The sequence below is a fragment of the Oerskovia flava genome (assembly GCF_026163685.1).
Classification (GTDB): Bacteria; Actinomycetota; Actinomycetes; order Actinomycetales; family Cellulomonadaceae; genus Oerskovia_A; species Oerskovia_A flava.
Map to the genome: position 1 here is coordinate 40065 of NZ_JAOXSR010000013.1, position 19929 is coordinate 59993.

Genomic DNA, 19929 nt, shown 5'->3' on the forward strand with positions numbered 1-19929 from the left:
TCCGTCTGCTGGGCGTGACGCGCGGCACGTTCTGACGGGGTGCCAGGTCCCCGCGCAGGTCAGGACGTCGCGCCACCCGCCGCGAGCGCACGGTCCTCCGTGAGGGACCAGGCGATCCCGTCGAGGATGTCGTGCTCGCTCGTGACCACTGCGGTGAGCTCGCCCCCCGCGGCGGCGACGTCGGCACGCACCCGGCGGACCACCTGGGACCACACGAGGGCACCCGCACCGATGACGTCCACCCGCCCCGGGTGCATAAAACCGAGCGCCTCCCGCTCGGCGCGCGACCGGTGCAGCAGGTCGTCGCACGCGGCGAGCACGGCGTCGACGTCGAGGACGGCGCCGTCGATCCGGTCGCGGTCGTAGGCGGTGAGCCCGAGGGCGTGCGCCGTGACCGTGGTGACCGACCCCGCGAGCCCCACGAGCGTCGTCGCCTCCCCCACCGGGACGGTCCGTGCGGCCTCGTCCAGGGCCGCCGTGACGTCGGCCGTCGCGGCGGCGATCTCGGCCTCGGTCGGCGGGTCGGAGCGCAGGTGCCGCTCGGTCATCCGCACGCAGCCGACGTCCATGGAGAACGCGGCGTCGGGCGTCGCGCCGCCGAGCACCAGCTCGGTCGAGCCACCGCCCAGGTCGACGACGAGGAACGGGCCGGTGTGCGCGCCCGCGACCGTGCCGGTCGCGCCGCGGAAGGAGAGCGCCGCCTCCTCGTCGCCGGAGACGACCTCGGGGTCCACCCCGAGGGCCGCACGCACGCCCTCGACGAACTCGGCGCGGTTCTCGGCGTCCCGCGTGGCCGACGTCGCGACGAAGCGCACGCGGGTCGCCCCCAGGTCCTCGATCACGCGGGCGTAGCGGGCCGTGGCCTCGAGCGTGCGGGCGAGCGCGTCGGGTGCGAGCCGGCCGGTGCGGTCGACGCCCTGGCCGAGCCGCACCACCTCCATGCGCCGGTCGAGGTCGACGAGGGTGCCGGTGGTGGGGTCGACGTCCGCGACGAGGAGGCGGATGGAGTTCGTCCCGCAGTCGATCGCCGCGACCCGGGTGGTGGAACCAGAAGTCATGGGTCCAAGGGTGCCACCCCGCGCGGCGGGCGGGCGACCTCGATCAGACCTCGGTCAGCAGGTGCAGCGGTCGGGGCGCCAGGAGTCGCGGATCATCTCGAGGGCCTCGTCGCCGAGCGGGTTGACGCCGGGCCCGGCGGCCAGCGCGTGCCCGACGAGCACGTGCAGGCACTTCACGCGCGTGGGCATGCCGCCGGCCGAGATCCCGTCGATCTCCTCGACGTGACCGAGGGCCTCGCGCTCGGCGAGGTAGTGCTCGTGCGCCCGGCGGTACGCGGCCGCGAGCTCGGTGTCCTCGTCGAGCCGGGCCGTCATCTCCCGCATCACCCCGTTGGCCTCGAGCGTGGACGTCGCGGCGACCGCCCCGGGCGCCGTCAGGTAGAACGTCGTGGGGAACGGGGTCCCGTTCTCGAGCCGCGGGGCCGTGCGGACGACGGTCGGTCGACCGCACACGCAGCGCGCCGCGATCCCCACGAGCCCGCGCGGGGGGCGACCCAGCTGCTCGGTGAGCACCTCGATGTCGCGGTCCGTCACGTCGGTGCCCGCGGGCTCGCCGGTCGTGGGGCGGGAGGGGTGCTGCGGGTCGGTCACTGCGGATCCGTTCTGGGGTGGCTCGGACGCGCGCGGGTCGGTCCCCGAGGCGTCAGCGTGGACCTGGACCGGGCACGCCGCTACCCATTGTCCCCGTTCTCGGCGGGTGCCACGTCCGCGGTCGACCCGTCGTGCTCGCCCGCGATCTGCACGGACCGCCAGATCGACTCGTACCACGGGGTGTCGTCGGCCGGCCCGACACCCACCGGCCCCTCGGTGATGGTGCGCCCGGTCTGCGGGTCGATGTCGTCGACCACCGTCTCCGGGTCGATGATCCGCCACGCCTTCTCCCCCGGCATGACGAAGCTCAGCTCGTCGCGCGCACGGGTCACGACGTAGTTCTCGTCCGACCAGCGGTCCAGCTCGATCTGGAGCGCGTCGCGGTTCGCCTCGGCCTGGGCCAGCTCGGCGCGCAGCTCACGCAGCTCGCCCGTCTGGTTGACGTACGCGCGCACGGTGGGCAGCAGCAGCACGACCGCGAGGAGCCCGACGACGGACAGGACCAGGATCCGCACCGTCATGACCTCGGGCAGGAGCAGCCCGTAGCGGCTGCGTCGCCGTTCGGCGAGCGCCGGGGGGCGGGTGCGGCCGCTGCCCGAGCGTGTGGTCGTGCGGGTGCCCTTCTTGGCCCCCGTGGCTCTGCCGGACGTCGAGGCGGACGTCGAGGCGGACGTCGTGGCCGGCTTCTTGGCGGAGCCCTTCGGTGTCGGTGGCTTCTTCGCCGCGGGTGCGGCGGCCTTCGGTGCGCGTCCGGTGCTCGTCCGGGTGCCCGACGTCGGACGTGCGGTGCTGCGTGACCCCGCGGAGGAGGCGCGCCCGCCCGGGCGCGCGCCTCCGCTGGGCGCGGCGGGACGACGGCTGGACGGCATGGTCAGATTGTGCCGCCCCGCGCTCGACGCGGTGCGCAGCGCCGACGGCGCGCCATCGATCGACACAGCATGTTCACCCCTGCAGGGTGATCAGCTGCCCCGGAGCACGGACGCCCGGCAGGCCGATGGCCTGCCGGGCGTCCTGGGCGGCGTGCCACCCGTTGCGTCAGTGACGCAGGGTCACGCGGTCCAGCGGGGGAAGGCGGCACGGCCGGCGTAGCGCGCGGCGTCGTCCAGGGCCTCCTCGATGCGCAGGAGCTGGTTGTACTTGTTGATGCGCTCGCCACGGGCGGGGGCACCGGTCTTGATCTGGCCGGCGTTCGTCGCGACGGACAGGTCGGCGATGGTGGTGTCCTCGGTCTCGCCGGAACGGTGCGAGACCATCGCGGTGAAGCCGTTGCGCTGCGCGAGCTCGACGGCGTCGAGGGTCTCGGTCAGCGTGCCGATCTGGTTGAGCTTGACGAGCAGCGAGTTCGCGGAGCGGAGCTCGATGCCCTTCGCGAGACGCTCGGGGTTGGTGACGAACAGGTCGTCGCCGACGATCTGCACCTTGTCGCCGACCTCGGCCACGAGCTGCGACCAGGCGCTCCACTCGTCCTCGGACAGCGGGTCCTCGATGGAGACCAGCGGGTAGTCCGCCACGAGCTGCGCGTAGTAGGCGACGATCTCCTCGGTGCTGGTCGCCTTGCCCTCGAACTGGTAGGCGCCGTCGCGGAAGAACTCGGTCGCGGCGACGTCGAGCGCGAGGCCGACGTCCTTGCCGGGGACGAACCCGGCCTGCTCGATCGCGACGAGGATGAGGTCGAGGGCGTCACGGTTGCTGGGCAGGTTCGGGGCGAAGCCGCCCTCGTCGCCGAGACCGGTCGCGAGACCCTTGCTCTTCAGGACGGACTTCAGCGAGTGGTAGACCTCGGCACCGGTGCGCAGCGCCTCACGGAAGGACGTGGCGCCGATCGGGGCGACCATGAACTCCTGGATGTCGACGTTGGAGTCGGCGTGCGACCCACCGTTGAGGATGTTCATCATCGGCACGGGCAGGACGTGCGCGTTCGGGCCGCCGACGTAGCGGTACAGGTCGAGGCCGGCGCTCTTCGCGGCGGCCTTGGCGACGGCGAGCGAGACGCCGAGGATCGCGTTGGCGCCGAGCTTGCCCTTGTTCGGGGTGCCGTCCAGGTCGATGAGCGCGCCGTCGATGAGGCGCTGGTCCTCGGCCTCGAAGCCGATGAGCTCGGGGGCGATCTCGTCGATGACGGCGTTGACCGCACCCTCGACGCCCTTGCCCAGGTAGCGGGAGGTGTCGCCGTCACGGCGCTCGACGGCCTCGAAGGCCCCGGTCGAGGCGCCCGAGGGGACACCGGCGCGGGCGAACGTCCCGTCGTCCAGGACGACCTCGACCTCGACGGTCGGGTTGCCGCGAGAGTCGAGGATTTCGCGTGCGCCTACGGCTTCGATGCTAGCCACGGATGCTCCTTCAGCAGGTCTGAGCACGCGCCCGGGGCGCGCGGTCGACCGGTGGTTGGTGACTGGTGGGTTTACGACCCAAGAGTAGTCCTCGTGCTCCCGCGGGCGCCAAGGCGTCCACCCTCGACGGGCCACGACCGGGAGAAGTCGGGACGAAGGTCCCCCGACCGCGCCGGGTCACACCACAGGTGCGGGACGCTCCGCGGCCCGGATGCCGTCCTCGACCGTGCGCAGCGTCCGGCGCAGGGCCGTCTCGGCGTCGACGCCCTCCTCCTGCGCGCGGTGCACGAGGGCGAGGAGATCCAGCCCGAGGCGGTCCTGCGCCGTCGGCTCCGCTCCCCCGCCCGTGGTGCCCGACGTCGCGCCCGCCCGAGCCACGACGTCGCCCAGCCCGGCGCGGCCCGCCCGGGAGACGACCTTCTGCGCCCGGGCGAGGGCGCCCTGCGCGTGCGGGATACCCTCGAGGACGGACGAGCGCTGCTTCTCGACCTTCTTGATCGCGTCCCACCGGGCGTGCAGGTCCGTCGCCGGGGCCAGCGAGCCGTCGGGAGCAGCGAACACGTGCGGGTGGCGGCGCACCAGCTTGGCGACGAGGTCGGACGCGACGTCGTCGACCGTGAACGGGTCCTGCGGGTCGTCGGCGGCGATCCGGGCGTGGAACACCACCTGCAGCAGCAGGTCGCCGAGCTCCTCGCGCATCTCCGCCCGGTTGCCGACCTCGATCGCCTCCGCGAGCTCGTGCGCCTCCTCGAGGAGGTACTGCACGAGCGACTCGTGGGTCTGCTCGGCGTCCCACGGGCACCCGCCCGGCGAGTACAGCCGGTCCATCACCTCGACGAGCCGGTCGAGTGCGCCGTCCGGCGGCGTGGGTCCCGAGACGGGTTCCGGGGCGGAGGTGTCAGCCATGCCCCCATCGTAGGGACGGCAGCCCCACCGATGAGTTCGCGCGCCCACGGTGGTCCACCGGCCATGACACCTTCCGTCGACCCCCTGGTCCACCGGCTCGTCGACGAGCCGAACATCGCCCACCTGGCGACCGTCCTCCCGGACGGCTCCCCCCACAGCGTCCCGCTGTGGGTCGCGTGGGAGGGCGAGCACCTCGCCTTCCTCACCGGCCCGACGTCGCGCAAGGCGCGCAACCTCGCAAGGGACGCCCGCGTCGCGGTGTCGATCAGCGATCGTGAACGCTCGTGGGAGATGGCTCAGCTGCGCGGCCGCGTCGTACGGGTGGTCGACGGCGACGACGGGTGGGCGATCATCGACCGGATCTCCCAGGCGTACCTCGGCACGCCGTACCCGCTGCGCGAGGACCGCGTCGCCTTCCTCGTCGAGGTCGAGCACGCCACCGGCGAGTCGTTCGGCTGAGTGCGGGCGACGCTCAGCGCACGACGAAGTCCACGACGTCCACCTCGGCGTCGGCGGGCATCGTCGGGTAGTGCCGCCGCAGACCGTCGAGATAGCCCTCGACCGTCTCGCCGTCGGAGAGCCGCAACGCCTCGGGCGTCAGGTCGTCAAGGCTGTACCGACGTACCGCCAAGATCTCCCCGCGCAACGGAGGACGTTCATCGTCCTCGAAGTAGAAGATCGCTGGACCCGCCGGCACGCTCTCGTCCCACCGCACCGACGAGGTCTTGGTCCCACTGGCGACTGACTCGTAGTAGCGCTTGTTGAGCCGGAAGACCCGCTCGGCCTGTGCGTCGGGGAAGAAGTAGGTGTCGGGAAGCAACTTCGCGATCTGTCGCATCTGAGGACCGTCAACGGTCGGGACGGCCACCAGGACGTCGGGGTGAAGGTCGAGCAGCACCTGTCGGCAGCGGCCACAGGGAGGAATGAGCCCACGTGACCGGTCCCCGGCAGCGGCCATCGCCACGAGGGGCCCAGCCTGCGCCATCGCAGCGGCTCCGACAGCGACGACCTCTGCACAGGGACCGCCCGTGAAGTGGAAGACGTTCACGGCAGTGTGGAGGCGACCTCGTGTATCGAGTGCCGCGGCAGCGACGGTGTGATGCGGGTTGTCACCGAGAGCACGTGCCAGCGATTCGGCGGCCTCGATCACACGGCGTTCGGACCGGAGAGGTTCCATGGGCGCCAAGTCTGCCCGAGAACGGACGCTCCCCACGCGCCGTCATCGCTGGCGGGGGCCTCTACAGCACCACCCACGACGAGGTGGAAGGCCGATCGTGGTGCGAGGGTCGACAGGCCCGACGGACGCGGTGCTGCGCGCCCCTCGAGGCGCTCGTCAATCGACAGGGGCGTGGATCTCGCCGGAGCCTCGCACGACGAGCCGTGTCCGGACGACCGTCGTGCTGGCCGGTGCGACATCCCCGTCGAGCCGTGCGAAGAGTCGCTCGGCGGCGAGGCGTCCGATCCGGAGGGGGTCCTGGGCGACCACGGTCACCGGGGGGTCGAGGAGGTCACCGAGGGAGATGTCGTCGAAACCCACGAGCGCGACCTGGTGGGACATCCCCGTCGCGCGCAGCGCGCGGATCGTCCCATTGGTGACGATGTTCTGCGCACTGAAAATGGCGGTGGGCGGGTGCGCGCGCGTGAAGAGGCGTCTGACCGCGTCCTCCGCGGCCTCCTCGCTCTGCAGGTCCGTGATGACGGGTGCGTCCTGGGCCGCGATCCCCGCGCGCGCCAGCTCTGCGAGAAAGCCCTCGCGCCGGGCACGTGCCGTCTCGATCGTCTCGAGGTCACCCAGGAACGCGATGCGTCGGTGACCGTGCTGGACGAGGTGGCGGGTCGCCGCGGCAGCACCCTCGGCGTTGTCGCACACGACCGCGTCGGCGTCGATGCCGTGGGGGATCCGGTCGACGAACACCATGGGTGTGCCGCGGTCGCGCTCGGGTGCCAGGTAGGACTGATCGGGCCGGATGGTGGTGAGGATGAGTCCGTCCACACGACGTCGGAGGAAGGCATCGATCTTGCGCGGTTCGGCTGCGGGGTCCTCGTCGAGGCTCGCGGCGAACACGGCGACGCCACGCTCGTTCGCGACCTCCTCGACCCCACGGTGCACGAGGGACGCGAACGGGTTGGCCACGGAGCTCACGAGGAGTCCGAGCGTCCGGGTCCGCCCCTCGGAACGGCGCAGGTTGCCGGCGTAGACGTCCGGCCGATAGCCGAGACGTTCGATCGCCGCCAGCACCTTTTCGGAGGTCGCGGGCGAGACGTCCCGTTCACCGTTGACGACCCGCGAAACGGTCTTGATGCCGACTCCGGCCAGCTCGGCCACGTCGCGCATCCGTGCGCGACGCTTGCCGGAGACGACCTGCTCCGGCAGCCCGCTCAGGTCGCCCACCTCCCTTGACAGCGATGTCACGTTTTGGTCTCCGTTTCGCGTGGGCGGCTTGCCCCCTCGGCCATTGTGGCCTATACCTAGGAACCGACAACGTTGTCGGGTGCCTCGGCATCCACGAGCAAGGGACGAATTCAATGACGATCTCCAGGACCTTCCGGACGGCGCCCCGCAGCCCTCGTGCACGTCTGCTCATCGGGACGGCGAGCCTGTCCGCCCTCGCTCTCACGCTCTCGGCGTGCTCGGACCCGGGAACATCGGGCGGCGACAGCGGCGACACCGGCGACGAAGGAGACGCCGTGGGTGTCTCTCTCATCGTCAAGACGACGACCAACCCCTTCTTCGTCGCGATGCAGGACGGCGCGAAGGCCGCCGCCGCCGAGCACGGGGTCGACCTCACGCTTGCCGCGGGCAGGGAGGACGGCGACGAGGACACCCAGATCCAGGCGATCGAGAACGCCATCGCCAAGGGCGAGCAGGGAATCCTCATCACGCCGAACGGTCCGTCGGTCGTCGACGCGCTCGGCAAGGCGCGCGACGCCGGCCTGTTCGTCATCGCGCTCGACACCCCTCCGGACCCGGCCGACGCCGTCGACATCACCTTCGCCACGGACAACCGCCTCGCGGGGCAGCGCATCGGTGAGTGGACGGCCGCGACCCTGGACGGCGAGAAGGCGACCATCGCGCTCCTGGACCTCTTCGACGACAAGGTCGTCTCGGTCGACGTCGACCGCAACCAGGGCTTCCTCGAGGGCATGGGCATCGAGGTCGCCGACCCTGCGGTGAACGGGGACGAGGCCGCGGCGGGCTCCTACAGCGGTGGCGAGTACGAGATCGTCGGGAACGAGGCGACGCAGGGCGCTGAGGACGGTGGCCGTTCGGCGATGGAGAACCTGCTGTCCAAGAACCCCGACGTCAACGTCGTCTACACGATCAACGAGCCCGCGGCGTACGGCGCGTACCAGGCGCTGCAGGCAGCAGGTGTCCAGGACGACGTGCTCCTCGTCTCGGTCGACGGCGGCTGCGCGGGCGTCGAGAACGTGACGTCCGGCATCATCGGCGCCACCAGCCAGCAGTACCCGGTCAAGATGGCCGAGCTCGGGGTCGAGGCGATCGCGGAGCTCGCGAACGGCGGCGAGAGGCCCCAGACGTCGGAGGGCCTCGACTTCTTCAACACGGGCGTCGAGCTCGTCACGGACGCACCGGTGGACGGGGTCGAGAGCCTCGACTCCACCGAGGCCGCCGAGATCTGCTGGGGCTGAGCATGGCACCGCAGACCACAGTCTCCTCGGCGGCGGCCCCGTCGAACGGTGAGCACGACCTCGCGAGCGAGTTCCTCGACCGCCGCACGACGCTCGACCGCGTTCGCGGGACGTTGCACCGCTACCCCGCGCTGAGCCCCGCGGTCGTCCTCGTCATCGCGATCGTGGTGTTCGGACTCCTCAACGACCGCTTTCTCGCCCCGGCGAACCTGTCGCTCATCACGCAGCAGGTCGCGGTCGTCGGCACGCTCGCGGTCGCTCAGACCCTGATCATCCTGACGGCCGGCATCGATCTCTCGGTGGGGGCGATCATGGTCCTCTCCAGCATGGTCATCGCACAGACCGCGACGAACAACGGCGTCCCGGCTCCGCTGGCCCTCGCGGTGGGCCTCGGTGTGGGCATCGCGGCGGGTGGACTCAACGGTGCGCTCGTCACGCGCCTGCGACTGCCACCGTTCATCGCGACGCTCGGCACGCTGAACGTCTTCACCGCGCTCGCCCTGCTCTACTCGCGTGGTGCGACCGTCCGCGGGACGGACATGCCGGCGCTCCTGCCCTGGACGGGCACGACGTTCCCCGTGCTGGGTGTGCGCATCAGCGTCGGCGTCCTCATCATGCTGTCGCTCTACGTCGTCGTCGCACTGATCCTGGGCAGGACGGCGTGGGGCCGGCACGTGTACGCGGTGGGTGACGACAAGGAGTCCGCACGCCTCGCGGGCATCCGCGTCAACCGTGTCCTCATGAGCGTCTACCTCGCGGCGGGCGCGATCATGGCCCTGGCCGCGTGGATCCAGATCGGGAGGGCCAACGCCGCGAGCCCGAACGTCGGGATGGACCTCAACCTCGACTCCATCACCGCGGTCGTCATCGGCGGGACCAGCCTGTTCGGTGGACGCGGTGCGGTCTGGGGCAGCCTGCTCGGCGCGCTCATCGTGGGCGTGTTCCGCAACGGGTTGTCGCTGGCCGGGTTCGACGTGCTCTACCAGACGCTCGCGGTCGGTGTCCTGGTGATCGCCGCGGTGTCTATCGACCAGTGGATTCGGAAGGTGCGCAAGTGAACGCCGACGAGAACCGCACGCCCGTCCTCCAGGCGATCGACCTGGTGAAGACCTTCGGCCGCGTCGTCGGGCTCGACGGGGTGAGCCTCGAGCTGTACCCGGGCGAGGTGCTCGCCATCATCGGCGACAACGGCGCCGGCAAGTCCACGCTCGTCAAGTGCCTTACCGGCGCCTACGTACCGGACGGCGGAACGCTCCTCCTCGACGGGCACCCCGTGCACTTCAAGCGGCCGCAGGACGCGCGCGAGGCAGGCATCGAGACCGTCTACCAGAATCTCGCCATCTCCCCGGCGCTCGACATCGCGTCGAACCTCTACCTCGGCCGCGAGCTACGGAAGCCGGGCATCCTCGGCTCGGTCTTCAGGGTCATGGACACGGCAGGGATGCGACGACGCGCACGGGCGGAGCTGACCGAGCTGGGCATCTCCACGCTCCAGGACGTCACCGTTCCGGTGGAGAACCTGTCCGGCGGGCAGCGTCAGGCCGTCGCGGTCGCCCGTGCGGCGGCGTTCGGCTCACGCGTCGTCGTGCTGGACGAGCCGACGGCGGCGCTGGGCGTGCGGGAGACGGCGCAGGTCCTCGCGCTGGTCCGGACCCTGCGTGACCGGGAGATTCCGGTGATCCTCATCAGCCACAACATGCCGCAGGTGTTCGAGGTCGCGGACCGCATCCACGTCCAGCGACTCGGCAAGCGTGCCGCGACGATCACCCCGCAGTCCCACACCATGACCGAGGCCGTCGCGCTCATGACTGGTGCGTCCGCGGCCTGACGCCGACGCACGACGTCGGGTGTGCGCCCGCGCGCGTCCCGTGACGTGGGCGCACACCCGATCTGCCGCTCAAACGCCGAACAAAGGAGTTCGTCCGTGTCCGTACCTGTACCCCTTCGTCCCAGACGACGCCGGCTCGCCACCGCGGGGCTGCTCAGCGTCGCACTGCTGGTCGCCACGATCCCGCCCTCCGGGGCCGTCGACGTCGCTCGCACCCCGGCTCCCGCCGAGGCGGTGCCCGACGTCGGGCACGAGCCCTACCGGCCCGGGCTGCACTACTCGCCCGCGCAGAACTGGATGAACGACCCGAACGGCCTCGTCTTCCACGACGGCACGTACCACCTCTACTACCAGCACAACCCGTACGGGACGTCGTGGGGCAACATGTCGTGGGGCCACGCGACGAGCCCCGACCTGCTTACGTGGACGGAGCAGCCGGTCGCGATCCCCCAGACGCTGGACGCGGACGGGGTCAGCGTCGAGGACATCTTCTCCGGATCGGTCGTGGTCGACCATGGCAACACCAGCGGGTTCGGCACGGTCGAGGACCCCCCGCTCGTCGCGGTCTACACGAGCGCGTACACCCCGGCCCACCCGACGCTTGCCGGGATCCAGGCGCAGTCGCTCGCCTACTCGACCGACGGCGGATACACGTGGACCAAGTACGCGGCGAACCCCGTGCTGGACCGTGACTCGGCGAACTTCCGCGATCCGAAGGTGTTCTGGTACGACGGCGGCACGCCCGAGACGTCGTACTGGGTCATGGTCGCGGTCGAGGCCGTCGATCACCAGGTCGAGATGTACAGGTCCGCGGACCTGAAGGACTGGGACCATCTGTCGACGTTCGGCCCTGCCAACGCGGTCGGCGGGATCTGGGAGTGCCCCGACCTGTTCGAGCTGGCCGTGGACGGTGACCCGCAGAACACGCGCTGGGTGCTCGTGGTCAACCTCAACCCCGGTTCGATCGGCGGAGGCTCGGGCGGGCAGTACTTCGTCGGCGACTTCGACGGGACGACGTTCACCTCCGAGTCGACCGTCGAGGGAGTCCCCGTCCCGGACGGTGACCTGCTCGCAGACTTCGAGGGCCCGGGTTGGGACAGCCCGATCGGGGAGTGGACGGTGAGCAACGAGCCCGGCAACGAGGCGGACGGCCCGTTCGGCACCGCACCCGCGAACGGTGCGGTGAACGGCCAGCAGGCCGTGACCGGGTTCGTCGGTACCGGGCTCGCGAACAGCTTCGTCGGCGGCGACTGGCCGGTGGGCACGCTCGAGTCACCGCCGTTCGCGATCGAGCGCGACCATCTGAGCCTGCTCGTCGGGGGCGGCAAGCATCCCCGTGTGCCCGGTGCGCAGCTCGGCAACGAACCGCCCGTCGGCAGCCTGCTGTGGGACGGGTTCGAGCTCCCCGACGGCGAGACGCTCGCCGACGTCGGGTGGACCGGTACCGGCGACCTCGCCGCCACGGAGAGCCCGTCGACCTCCGGAGGCGACTACTACCTGGGAGCCCGGCGGATCAACACGTTCGACGGCGGACCTCGGGGCGACGACAACGTCGGCACCCTGACGTCGCCCGAGTTCACGATCGACGCCGGCCACCTGAGCATGCTCGTCGGCGGCGGGCGTCGTGTCGACTCCGACGACCAGGTCCTGCAGGTCCAGCTCCTCGTCGACGGCGACGTCGTGCGCCATCTGACCGGACCTCAGGCCGGTGCGCTCAACTGGCAGTCCTGGGACGTCACCGACCTGCGAGGCAGCACGGCCCGCCTCCGCGTCGTCGACGAGGCGACCGGTGGGTGGGGACACCTCACGCTCGACCACGTCGTTCTCAGCGACGAGCCCGCGCTCGTCCGCTCGGACGAGACGAGCGTCAACCTCGTCGTGGACGGCGAGGTCGTACGCAGCGCGACCGGACGAGACAGCGAGCACCTGGACTGGACGAGCTGGGACGTGCGCGACCTGCACGGCCAGCAGGCGACGATCCGCGTCGTCGACAACAACCGGTTCGGCTGGGGCCACGTGCTCCTCGACCAGGTCGTCGCCACCGACCACCCGACCGATCCCGTCGCCGAGTCCTACGGGTGGCTCGACTGGGGTCGTGACTACTACGCGACCGTGTCCTTCGACAACGCACCCGACGACCGTCGACTGATGGTCGGCTGGATGAACAACTGGTCCTACTCCGGCGCCACGCCCACGTCCGGCTGGCGCTCCGCGATGACGCTCCCCCGCGAGGTCACGCTGACGGACAGCGGCGGACGGATCGAGCTCGCACAACGTGTCGTACCCGAGATCGACGAGCTCGCGGGCGAGCCCTGGACCGGCGAACCAGGCACCGTCGTCGCCGGGACGCACCCTCTCCCGGTGACGGGTGACCTGCTGCAGATCGACCTCGACGTGGACCCGGGCACGGCTGAGCGCGTCGGGCTGGCGGTCCGTACCTCCGCGGGCTTCAGCGCGGACGGCCGGGGCACGGGGGAACCGGCCCCGGAAGAGTCGGCCACAGAAGAATCGGCCACAGAAGAATCGTCCACAGAAGAGGGCACTCTCGTCCTGTACGACGCACGGACCGGCCGCGTCGTGGTCGACCGGACCAGGTCCGGGGACGTCGGCTTCCACCCGGACTTCGCCTCCGTGTCGTCGATGCCCGTCGAGCACCACACCGACGGCACGGTCCACCTGTCCGTGTACGTCGACCGCGCATCGGTCGAGGTCTTCGCGGCGGACGGCACCCGGACGATCACGGACCAGGTCTTCCCCGACCCGTCGTCCCTCGGGCTCGCGCTCGTCGCCGAAGGAGGGGAGGCAGAGATCCGCTCGCTCACGGTCACTCCCCTGCGGGCGTCGATGTTCGCCGAACCCACGCCGACCGTCGAGCTCGACGTCGACGTCGACGTCGACGCCCGCTGCCTGGGCGGCAAGGCCTACGTCGCGGTCCGCGCCACCAACCAGCACGACGAGCCCGTCGTCGTGGGCATGGAGAGCGCGTACGGGTCCCGGACGTCCACGGTCTCCCCGGGGAAGTTCGCCTACCAGGCGTTCGGGACGCGGGCGACGCGCATCTCGGCCGGCGAGGTGAACGTCGTCGGCACGACGGTGGACGGCGGGCTCTCGCGTGCGTACTCGGTGGCGCACGGCCCGATCGACTGCGGCTGACCTCCGCCCGCACACAGGTGCGGGCGGAGGCCGCAGGACGTCAGACGAGTCCCTGGGCGTGCACGGCACGGGTGCCGCGCACGCCCCAGGGGTTGACGATCCGAGGCGCACCGCATTAAGGTCCGGTTATACGAATAACGCACTCACGAGGAGGTGGGATCAGATGGCGCGCAAGGGTGCCCGGCCGACGATGTGGGACGTCGCGGCCCGAGCCGGCGTGTCGCAGGCGACCGTCTCGCTCGTGCTGAACGACGTCGGCGGCGGAAGGGTCGCGGAGGCGACGAAGGCCCGGGTGCTGGACGCTGTCCGCGACCTCGACTACCGGACGAACGCCTTCGCCAGGACGCTGCGCAGCGGCGAGTCCGGGCTGATCGGGTTCATCTCGGACGAGGTGGCCAGCTCTCCGTTCGCCGGCAAGCTCCTCAAGGGCGCCCAGAACCTCGCCTGGGAGACCGGTCACGTCATCCTCAGCATCGATACGTATCACACGTCGGAGCTGGAAGCGGCCGCGATCGACACGATGCTGTCCTACCGGGTGCGCGGCGTCGTCTACGCCGCGATGTACCACCGCGTTCTCGACCTGCCCGCCGCACTGCGCGACGTACCGACCGTCGTCGTCAACGCCCAGGACCGTGACGGGGCCGTGCCGAGCGTGTTCCCCGACGAGGAGCCCGGCGGGTACACCGCCACCCGGCATCTGCTCGAGGCAGGACACCGCCGGATCGGCATGATCAACATCCAGCCGGCCGAGAGCGACCTGCCCGCAGGCATCGGGCGGCTCGCCGGGTACCGGCGCGCCCTGGCTGATGCCGGGGTCCCGTTCGACCCTGACCTGGTCCGCGCCGGCTACGGCACGATCGAGGACGGATTGGCGGCCACCCGGAGCCTCATGGGCGCGACCGAGCCGCCGACGGCCATCTTCTGCGGCAACGACCGGACCGCCTGGGGCGCCTACCGCGGACTCGACTCCCTCGGCCTGCGCGTCCCGGACGACTGTTCCATCGTCGGTTTCGACAACCAGGAGACCCTGGCCCCGTCCCTCGATCCCGGCCTGACCACCGTCGAGCTTCCCTTCGAGCAGATGGCACGCCGGGCCGTGGAGATCCTGCTCAGCACACAAGGCTCTTACCCGCAGAACAATCCCATCGAGTGCTCACTGGTCCTTCGTGGATCCGTGGCGAGTGCAAAGGTGCGCGAATGACCACCCAACCGACCCTCCAGCACCGCGTGCCGGCCCCACGGCTACGCGTCTCACGGCTTCGCAGGGCCGTGCGGTCCTGGCAGTTATACGTATTACTCCTCCCAGCCGTCCTGCACGTCCTCCTGTTCAAGTACTGGCCGATGTACGGCGCACAGATCGCGTTCCGGAACTACAACCCGGCGGACGGCTTCGCCGGGAGCCCCTGGGTCGGCCTGGACCACTTCCAGCGGTTCGTCGAGTCGTTCCAGTTCGAGCGGCTCATCGTGAACACGCTCAGCCTCAACGCGCTCGGCCTGCTGCTGGCCTTCCCCGTGCCCATCGTCCTGGCGCTCGTCGTGAACCAGCTGCAGAACGAGCGGTTCAAGAAGTTCACCCAGACGGTGCTCTACTCGCCGTCGTTCATCTCGGTGGTCGTGGTGGTCGGGATGATCCACCTCCTGTTCTCCCCCCGCTCCGGGATCGTCAACAACGCCATCGAGACGTTCGGTGGCGAGCCGGTGTTCTTCATGGGCTCGCCCGAGTGGTTCCGGCCGCTGTACATCGGGTCGGACATCTGGCAGAACGCCGGGTTCTCGATGATCGTCTACCTCGCGGCCCTGACGGCTATCGACCCGTCGTTGCACGAGGCGGCACGGGTGGACGGCGCTCACAAGTGGCAGCGGATCCGGCACATCGACATCCCGGGAATCCTCCCGGTGATCACCATCCTGTTCATCCTCGCGATCGGGAATCTCTTCAACCTCGGGTTCGAGAAGGTGCTGCTCATGCAGACGGACCTGAACCTGCCGACGTCCGAGGTCATCCAGACCTACGTCTACAAGGCCGGTCTCCAACAGGCCCAGTTCAGCTATTCCGCCGCGATCGGCCTCTTCAACTCCCTCATCAACCTCACCCTGCTGCTGACCTTCAACTGGGTCGCGCGGCGGGCCAACCAGTCCAGTCTGTGGTGACGACGCCATGACCCAGCTCACGCGAGCCCAAGAATCCCAGCCCTCCACCACCCACACGCCGAACCGGCGTCCTCGACGACCTTCCGGACCAACCGGAGCCCCGAGCCGCGGCCCGTGGCGCGGCCGTCTGGCGGACCCGCTGTTCAACGTCATCGCGATCGGGCTGCTCGGGCTCGCCATCGTCGCGATCCTGTACCCCCTCTACTTCATCGTGATCGCCTCGGTCAGCGAGCCGGCCGAGATCCTCAACGGCAACGTCTGGCTCGTGCCCCAGGGCTTCACCGTCGAGGGGTACGGCCGGATCTTCTCCGACCCCGACATCTTGCGCGGGTTCGCCAACTCGGTCCTCTACACCCTCGTGGGGACCGCCATCAGTGTCGCGTCGATCCTGTGCGCCGCCTACGCGCTGTCACGCAAGGACCTCTACGGGCGCACGTTCTTCATGCTCCTGTTCATCCTCACCATGTTCATCGACGGCGGGCTGATCGCCCGGTACCTCGTCGTGCGCGACATGGGGATGCTGAACACCATGTGGGCGGTCGTGCTGCCCGGTGCGATCGGCGTGTGGAACCTCATCATCGCCAGGGCTTTCTTCGAGAACAACGTCCCCGGTGAGCTGAGGGACGCGGCGCAGCTCGACGGGGCGAATGACTTTCGGTTCTTCCTGCGCATCGTCCTGCCTCTGTCGAAGCCGCTGATCTTCCTGATGATCATGATCCACCTCGTCGCCAACTGGAATGCGTTCTTCGACGCGCTCATCTTCCTCGACGACGAGAGCAAGTACCCGCTCCAGCTGGTGCTGCGGAACGTGCTGATCCAGTCCGAGGTCACCGCCGCGGGCGGATCGGGAGCGCTCGACTCCTATGCCGCCGCCCAGCGCATCGGCGAATTGATCAAGTACGGGATGATCGTCGTCTCCAGCATTCCGCTGCTCATCATCCTGCCCTTTATGCAGAAGCACTTCACCAAGGGCGCACTTCTCGGCGCCGTCAAGAACTGATCCCTCTTCACACCACACCATCACCCGAACCAGACCAAGGAAGATCATGATGAGACACCGCAGTTTCCTCACCACCATCACCGTCACGGCCACCGGCGCCCTCCTCCTCACCGGTTGCGGCGGCGGGGAGGCGGCCACCCAGGTCGAAGACGCCTCTACCGAGTACGGGTTCCGGTCCGAAGGCCTCCCGATCGTCGACGAGACGCTGTCGCTGACCTTCGGCGGAGCGAAGTCCGCCCTCGCGCCGGACTACTCCGACATGGAGCTGGTCCAGCAGTGGGAGACGGACACGAACATCGCGATCACCTGGGAGAACCTGCCTGATCAGGTCTACCAGGAGAAGAAGAGCCTCATGCTGGCCGGCGACGACCTTCCGGACGTGCTCTTCAACTCCGGCCTGACGGACGCCGAGGTGGTGCAGAACGGGTCCAACGGCACGCTCGTGCCGCTGGAGGGTCTCATCGAGGAGCACGCGCCGACGCTGTCGGCAATCCTGGATGAGCGACCCGACGTCCGGGCGGCCATCACGGCCTCGGACGGTCACATCTACACCCTGCCGTCGGTCGAAGAGCTCGGGATCCTGCAGTACCCGAACTTCCTCTACATCAACAAGACCTGGCTCGACACGCTCGGGCTCCCCATGCCGACCACGATCGAGGAGTACCACGAGGCACTCGAGGCGTTCAAGACCGGTGACCCCAACGGGAACGGGAAGGCTGACGAGATCCCGCTGAGCTTCCGTACCGACTCCTTCTGCGCCAACCCCTGGGACCTCGTCGCCGCACTGGGTGGCCAGCCGGAGAACAACGACCACCGCATCGTCCGCGACGGGAAGGTGGAGTTCACCGCGAACACCGAGGAGTACAAGAAGGGTGTCTCCGCGCTGGCCGACTGGCACGCCGAGGGACTCATCGACCCCGAGTCCTTCTCGCACGACGACGTCGCCTATCTCGCCAAGGGCAAGTCCGAGACCCCCGTCCTGGGGTCCTTCTTCTGGTGGGAGCTCAAGGAGATGGTCGGTGACGACCGCGTCGATGACTACGCCATGCTCGGCATCCTCGAGGGCGTGGACGGCAAGCTCGCCAGCGTCACCAACAACCAGGAGATCAACCGCGGCGCGATGGCCATCACCCGGGCCAACCAGTACCCCGCGGCCACGATGCGCTGGGCCGATCGGCTCTTCGAGCCCGTGATGTCGGCGCAGACCAACTGGGGACCGATCGACGTGACACTTCAGGAAGGCGAGAACGGGATCCTCGAGCAGATCCCCGCCGAGGCCGGCGTCTCCGAGGGCGAGCGCCGTCAGCTCGTCGCCCCTGGCGGGCCGAAGATCATCCAGGAGAAGGACTTCGAGACGGTCGTGGCCCCGGAACCGCGCGCCGCAGCGCGCCAGGACCTGGTCGCCGAGCACTACGCCCCCTTCGCCGCGAACGACGCCTACCCGCCGGTGCTGCTCTCCAACGAGGAGCTCGAGCAGATCTCGTTCCCCCAGACCGACATCACCGCACTGGTCAAGGAGAAGTTCGCCTCCTGGATCGCCAACGGCACCATCGACGCCGAGTGGGACGGGTACGTCTCCCAGCTCGACTCGATGGGGATCGACGACGTGACCGGGGTCTACCAGCAGGCCTACGACCGCTTCCAGCAGGGCGGCGAGTGACCGGCGGTGCGGGGGCGGGAACGGCCCGCCCCCGCACCGTGACCCGTCGCATCCATCACGGCGGATCGTCCGCCGCACACGACACGTCAGGACCACCTGTGACCACGACCTCGCCCAGCCAGGCCGCCGCCACCCCGACCGGCTCGACCACGCACCTCCGCCCGGTACTGCACTTCACGGCGCACGACACGTGGCTCAACGACCCCAACGGGTTGCTCCACCACGACGGCGTCTACCACCTCTTCTTCCAGAGCAACCCGCACGGCAACACCTGGGGCAACATGTCGTGGGGGCACGCGACCTCGACCGACCTCGTCACCTGGGACGAGCGGCCCGTCGCCCTGCCGCACACTGCCGAGGAGCTGGTCTTCTCCGGCAGTGCCGTCGCCGACGTCCGGAACACCGCAGGGTTCGCCGGCTCCGGACAGACCGCCCTGGTCGCGATCTACACCAGCGCCTACACGGCCGCATCGGGCCGCCCGGGCATCCAGGCCCAGTCCCTGGCCTACAGCCTCGACGGCGGGGACACCTGGACCCGGTATGCCGGCAACCCCGTCCTGGACACCGGGTCCGGCGAGTTCCGCGATCCGAAGGTCTTCTGGCACGGCGGCGTCGACGGCCGGTGGGTCATGGTCGCCGTCGAGGCGGTCGACCGAAGGGTGGTCATCTACTCCTCCCCGAACCTCATCGACTGGACCCTGGAGTCCCGATTCGGCCCGGCGCACGCCGTCGGGGGCGTCTGGGAGTGCCCCGACCTGTTCCCGCTGGAGGTCCGCGGAACCGGCGAGACCAAGTGGGTCCTCGTGGTCAGCCTCAACCCGGGCGGCATCGCCGGGGGTTCGGGCGCACAGTACTTCGTCGGTGACTTCGACGGTCACACCTTCACGCCCGACCGGCTGTCGACCTCCACCGACCTGACCGACTTCGACTGGCTGGACTACGGGCGCGACTACTACGCGGCCGTGTCCTTCAACGACGCCCCGCACGGGCGCCGGTTGATGGTCGGCTGGGCCAGCAACTGGGACTACGCCAACGCGGTACCGACGCACCCGTGGCGGTCCGCGATGTCCTTGGTCCGAGAGCTCGAGCTCGTCCGCTGCGCAGACGGACGGCTGCGCGTCGTGCAGACTCCCGTCCTGCCTGCTGGTGACCCTGACGTCGAGGTGTTCGACCTCACCGTCCCCTCGGGTCCGGGGACGCGGACAGAGCTGGTGCTCTCGCCGGCCGGAGGTACCGGCACGAGCCGCGTGATCCTCACCGTCGACGGTGACGCCCGGACGGTCACCTGCGACCGCACCGAGAGCGGGGCGGTCGCGTTCCACCCCACGTTCTCGTCGGTCGACACCGCGCCGCTGCTCGGCGGGGACGTCACCGAGCTCAGGATCATCGTCGACGCCACCATCATCGAGATCTATGTCGACGGGGGCCTCGTCACCCTCACCCAGCAGGTCTACCCCCACGCCGCTCTCACCGAGCTACGTGCGACCTCCGCGACGCTGCCTCCTGCAGACCGAGGGGTGCCCACCGCTGAGCGGTAGGCACCTCGGACCGGCGGGCACTCCGAGGGGTGCCCGCCGGACGTGGTCGTCGGCCGTGCGGGT

Annotated in this window: 17 protein-coding genes and 1 pseudogene; 10 read left to right on the forward strand and 8 right to left on the reverse strand. The window is 69.9% G+C overall.

Annotated elements, in window-relative coordinates; genetic code table 11:
* Nucleotides 1-59: 59 nt before the first annotated feature.
* The 5 genes from OHL10_RS17550 to OHL10_RS17570 form a co-directional block, all read right to left on the reverse strand.
* The gene (locus OHL10_RS17550) at nt 60-1058 is read right to left on the reverse strand and encodes a Ppx/GppA phosphatase family protein (protein WP_265523538.1); all 999 of its coding nucleotides are present in this window, start codon (nt 1056-1058) and stop codon (nt 60-62) included.
* Nucleotides 1059-1112: 54 nt separating this feature from the next.
* Nucleotides 1113-1649, reverse strand: a complete 537-nt coding sequence (locus OHL10_RS17555; protein ID WP_265523539.1) for a DUF501 domain-containing protein — start codon at nt 1647-1649, stop codon at nt 1113-1115.
* An 80-nt stretch (nt 1650-1729) separates the two neighbouring features.
* A complete protein-coding gene (locus OHL10_RS17560) occupies nt 1730-2518 on the reverse strand; it encodes an FtsB family cell division protein (RefSeq protein ID WP_265523540.1) in 789 nt (262 codons plus the stop codon).
* Nucleotides 2519-2698: 180 nt separating this feature from the next.
* Complete coding sequence (gene eno, locus OHL10_RS17565; RefSeq protein ID WP_265523541.1) at nt 2699-3979, reverse strand: phosphopyruvate hydratase; 1281 nt, start codon at nt 3977-3979, stop codon at nt 2699-2701.
* A 177-nt stretch (nt 3980-4156) separates the two neighbouring features.
* Nucleotides 4157-4885, reverse strand: a complete 729-nt coding sequence (locus tag OHL10_RS17570; RefSeq protein WP_265523542.1) for a nucleoside triphosphate pyrophosphohydrolase — start codon at nt 4883-4885, stop codon at nt 4157-4159.
* Nucleotides 4886-4948: 63 nt separating this feature from the next.
* Between OHL10_RS17570 and OHL10_RS17575 the strand changes: the two genes are divergently transcribed.
* Nucleotides 4949-5344 (forward strand): TIGR03618 family F420-dependent PPOX class oxidoreductase, encoded by a 396-nt coding sequence (locus tag OHL10_RS17575; RefSeq protein ID WP_265523543.1) that lies wholly within the window; start codon nt 4949-4951, stop codon nt 5342-5344.
* A 13-nt stretch (nt 5345-5357) separates the two neighbouring features.
* Here OHL10_RS17575 and OHL10_RS17580 read toward each other — a convergent pair whose 3' ends face one another.
* From OHL10_RS17580 to OHL10_RS17590, 3 genes and pseudogenes are all read right to left on the reverse strand, one after another.
* Nucleotides 5358-5723, reverse strand: a complete 366-nt coding sequence (locus OHL10_RS17580) for an ASCH domain-containing protein (protein ID WP_265523570.1) — start codon at nt 5721-5723, stop codon at nt 5358-5360.
* Between the two features lie 48 nt (nt 5724-5771).
* Nucleotides 5772-6062, reverse strand: a pseudogene (locus OHL10_RS18690) (cytidine deaminase); the annotation flags it as partial.
* 156 nt (nt 6063-6218) lie between these two features.
* The gene (locus OHL10_RS17590; protein WP_322645588.1) at nt 6219-7298 is read right to left on the reverse strand and encodes a LacI family DNA-binding transcriptional regulator; all 1080 of its coding nucleotides are present in this window, start codon (nt 7296-7298) and stop codon (nt 6219-6221) included.
* A gap of 113 nt (nt 7299-7411) precedes the next feature.
* Here OHL10_RS17590 and OHL10_RS17595 point away from each other — a divergent pair, with 113 nt between their 5' ends.
* The 9 genes from OHL10_RS17595 to OHL10_RS17635 all read left to right on the forward strand — a co-directional run bounded on the left by OHL10_RS17595 (nt 7412) and on the right by OHL10_RS17635 (nt 19866).
* Nucleotides 7412-8536, forward strand: coding sequence for a substrate-binding domain-containing protein (locus OHL10_RS17595; protein ID WP_265523544.1), 1125 nt, complete (start codon nt 7412-7414; stop codon nt 8534-8536).
* A gap of 2 nt (nt 8537-8538) precedes the next feature.
* Nucleotides 8539-9594 carry an ABC transporter permease gene (locus OHL10_RS17600; protein ID WP_265523545.1) on the forward strand — a complete coding sequence of 352 codons (1056 nt, stop codon included), beginning with the start codon at nt 8539-8541 and terminating at the stop codon, nt 9592-9594.
* Nucleotides 9591-10364, forward strand: a complete 774-nt coding sequence (locus tag OHL10_RS17605; protein WP_265523546.1) for an ATP-binding cassette domain-containing protein — start codon at nt 9591-9593, stop codon at nt 10362-10364. Before OHL10_RS17600 ends, OHL10_RS17605 begins: the two co-directional genes overlap by 4 nt.
* A 234-nt stretch (nt 10365-10598) precedes the next feature.
* Entirely contained in the window at nt 10599-13517 is a 2919-nt protein-coding gene (locus OHL10_RS17610; protein WP_265523572.1) for a glycoside hydrolase family 32 protein, read from the forward strand.
* A gap of 163 nt (nt 13518-13680) precedes the next feature.
* Entirely contained in the window at nt 13681-14718 is a 1038-nt protein-coding gene (locus tag OHL10_RS17615) for a LacI family DNA-binding transcriptional regulator (RefSeq protein WP_265523547.1), read from the forward strand.
* Entirely contained in the window at nt 14715-15668 is a 954-nt protein-coding gene (locus OHL10_RS17620) for an ABC transporter permease (protein WP_265523548.1), read from the forward strand. Before OHL10_RS17615 ends, OHL10_RS17620 begins: the two co-directional genes overlap by 4 nt.
* A gap of 7 nt (nt 15669-15675) precedes the next feature.
* Nucleotides 15676-16668 carry a carbohydrate ABC transporter permease gene (locus OHL10_RS17625; RefSeq protein ID WP_265523549.1) on the forward strand — a complete coding sequence of 331 codons (993 nt, stop codon included), beginning with the start codon at nt 15676-15678 and terminating at the stop codon, nt 16666-16668.
* 49 nt (nt 16669-16717) lie between these two features.
* The gene (locus tag OHL10_RS17630) at nt 16718-18328 is read left to right on the forward strand and encodes an ABC transporter substrate-binding protein (RefSeq protein WP_265523550.1); all 1611 of its coding nucleotides are present in this window, start codon (nt 16718-16720) and stop codon (nt 18326-18328) included.
* A 98-nt stretch (nt 18329-18426) separates the two neighbouring features.
* Nucleotides 18427-19866: a glycoside hydrolase family 32 protein gene (locus OHL10_RS17635; RefSeq protein ID WP_265523551.1), complete on the forward strand. Its 1440-nt coding sequence runs from the start codon at nt 18427-18429 to the stop codon at nt 19864-19866.
* Nucleotides 19867-19929 lie beyond the last annotated feature (63 nt).

Coding starts and splice junctions, on each gene's coding strand:
- OHL10_RS17550 (WP_265523538.1), bottom strand. CDS start 1,058: ATGACTTCTGGTTCCACCACCCGGGTCGCGGCGATCGACTGCGGGACG.
- OHL10_RS17560 (WP_265523540.1), bottom strand. CDS start 2,518: ATGCCGTCCAGCCGTCGTCCCGCCGCGCCCAGCGGAGGCGCGCGCCCG.
- OHL10_RS17570 (WP_265523542.1), bottom strand. CDS start 4,885: ATGGCTGACACCTCCGCCCCGGAACCCGTCTCGGGACCCACGCCGCCG.
- OHL10_RS17575 (WP_265523543.1), top strand. CDS start 4,949: ATGACACCTTCCGTCGACCCCCTGGTCCACCGGCTCGTCGACGAGCCG.
- OHL10_RS17580 (WP_265523570.1), bottom strand. CDS start 5,723: ATGCGACAGATCGCGAAGTTGCTTCCCGACACCTACTTCTTCCCCGAC.
- OHL10_RS17595 (WP_265523544.1), top strand. CDS start 7,412: ATGACGATCTCCAGGACCTTCCGGACGGCGCCCCGCAGCCCTCGTGCA.
- OHL10_RS17600 (WP_265523545.1), top strand. CDS start 8,539: ATGGCACCGCAGACCACAGTCTCCTCGGCGGCGGCCCCGTCGAACGGT.
- OHL10_RS17615 (WP_265523547.1), top strand. CDS start 13,681: ATGGCGCGCAAGGGTGCCCGGCCGACGATGTGGGACGTCGCGGCCCGA.
- OHL10_RS17620 (WP_265523548.1), top strand. CDS start 14,715: ATGACCACCCAACCGACCCTCCAGCACCGCGTGCCGGCCCCACGGCTA.
- OHL10_RS17625 (WP_265523549.1), top strand. CDS start 15,676: ATGACCCAGCTCACGCGAGCCCAAGAATCCCAGCCCTCCACCACCCAC.
- OHL10_RS17630 (WP_265523550.1), top strand. CDS start 16,718: ATGAGACACCGCAGTTTCCTCACCACCATCACCGTCACGGCCACCGGC.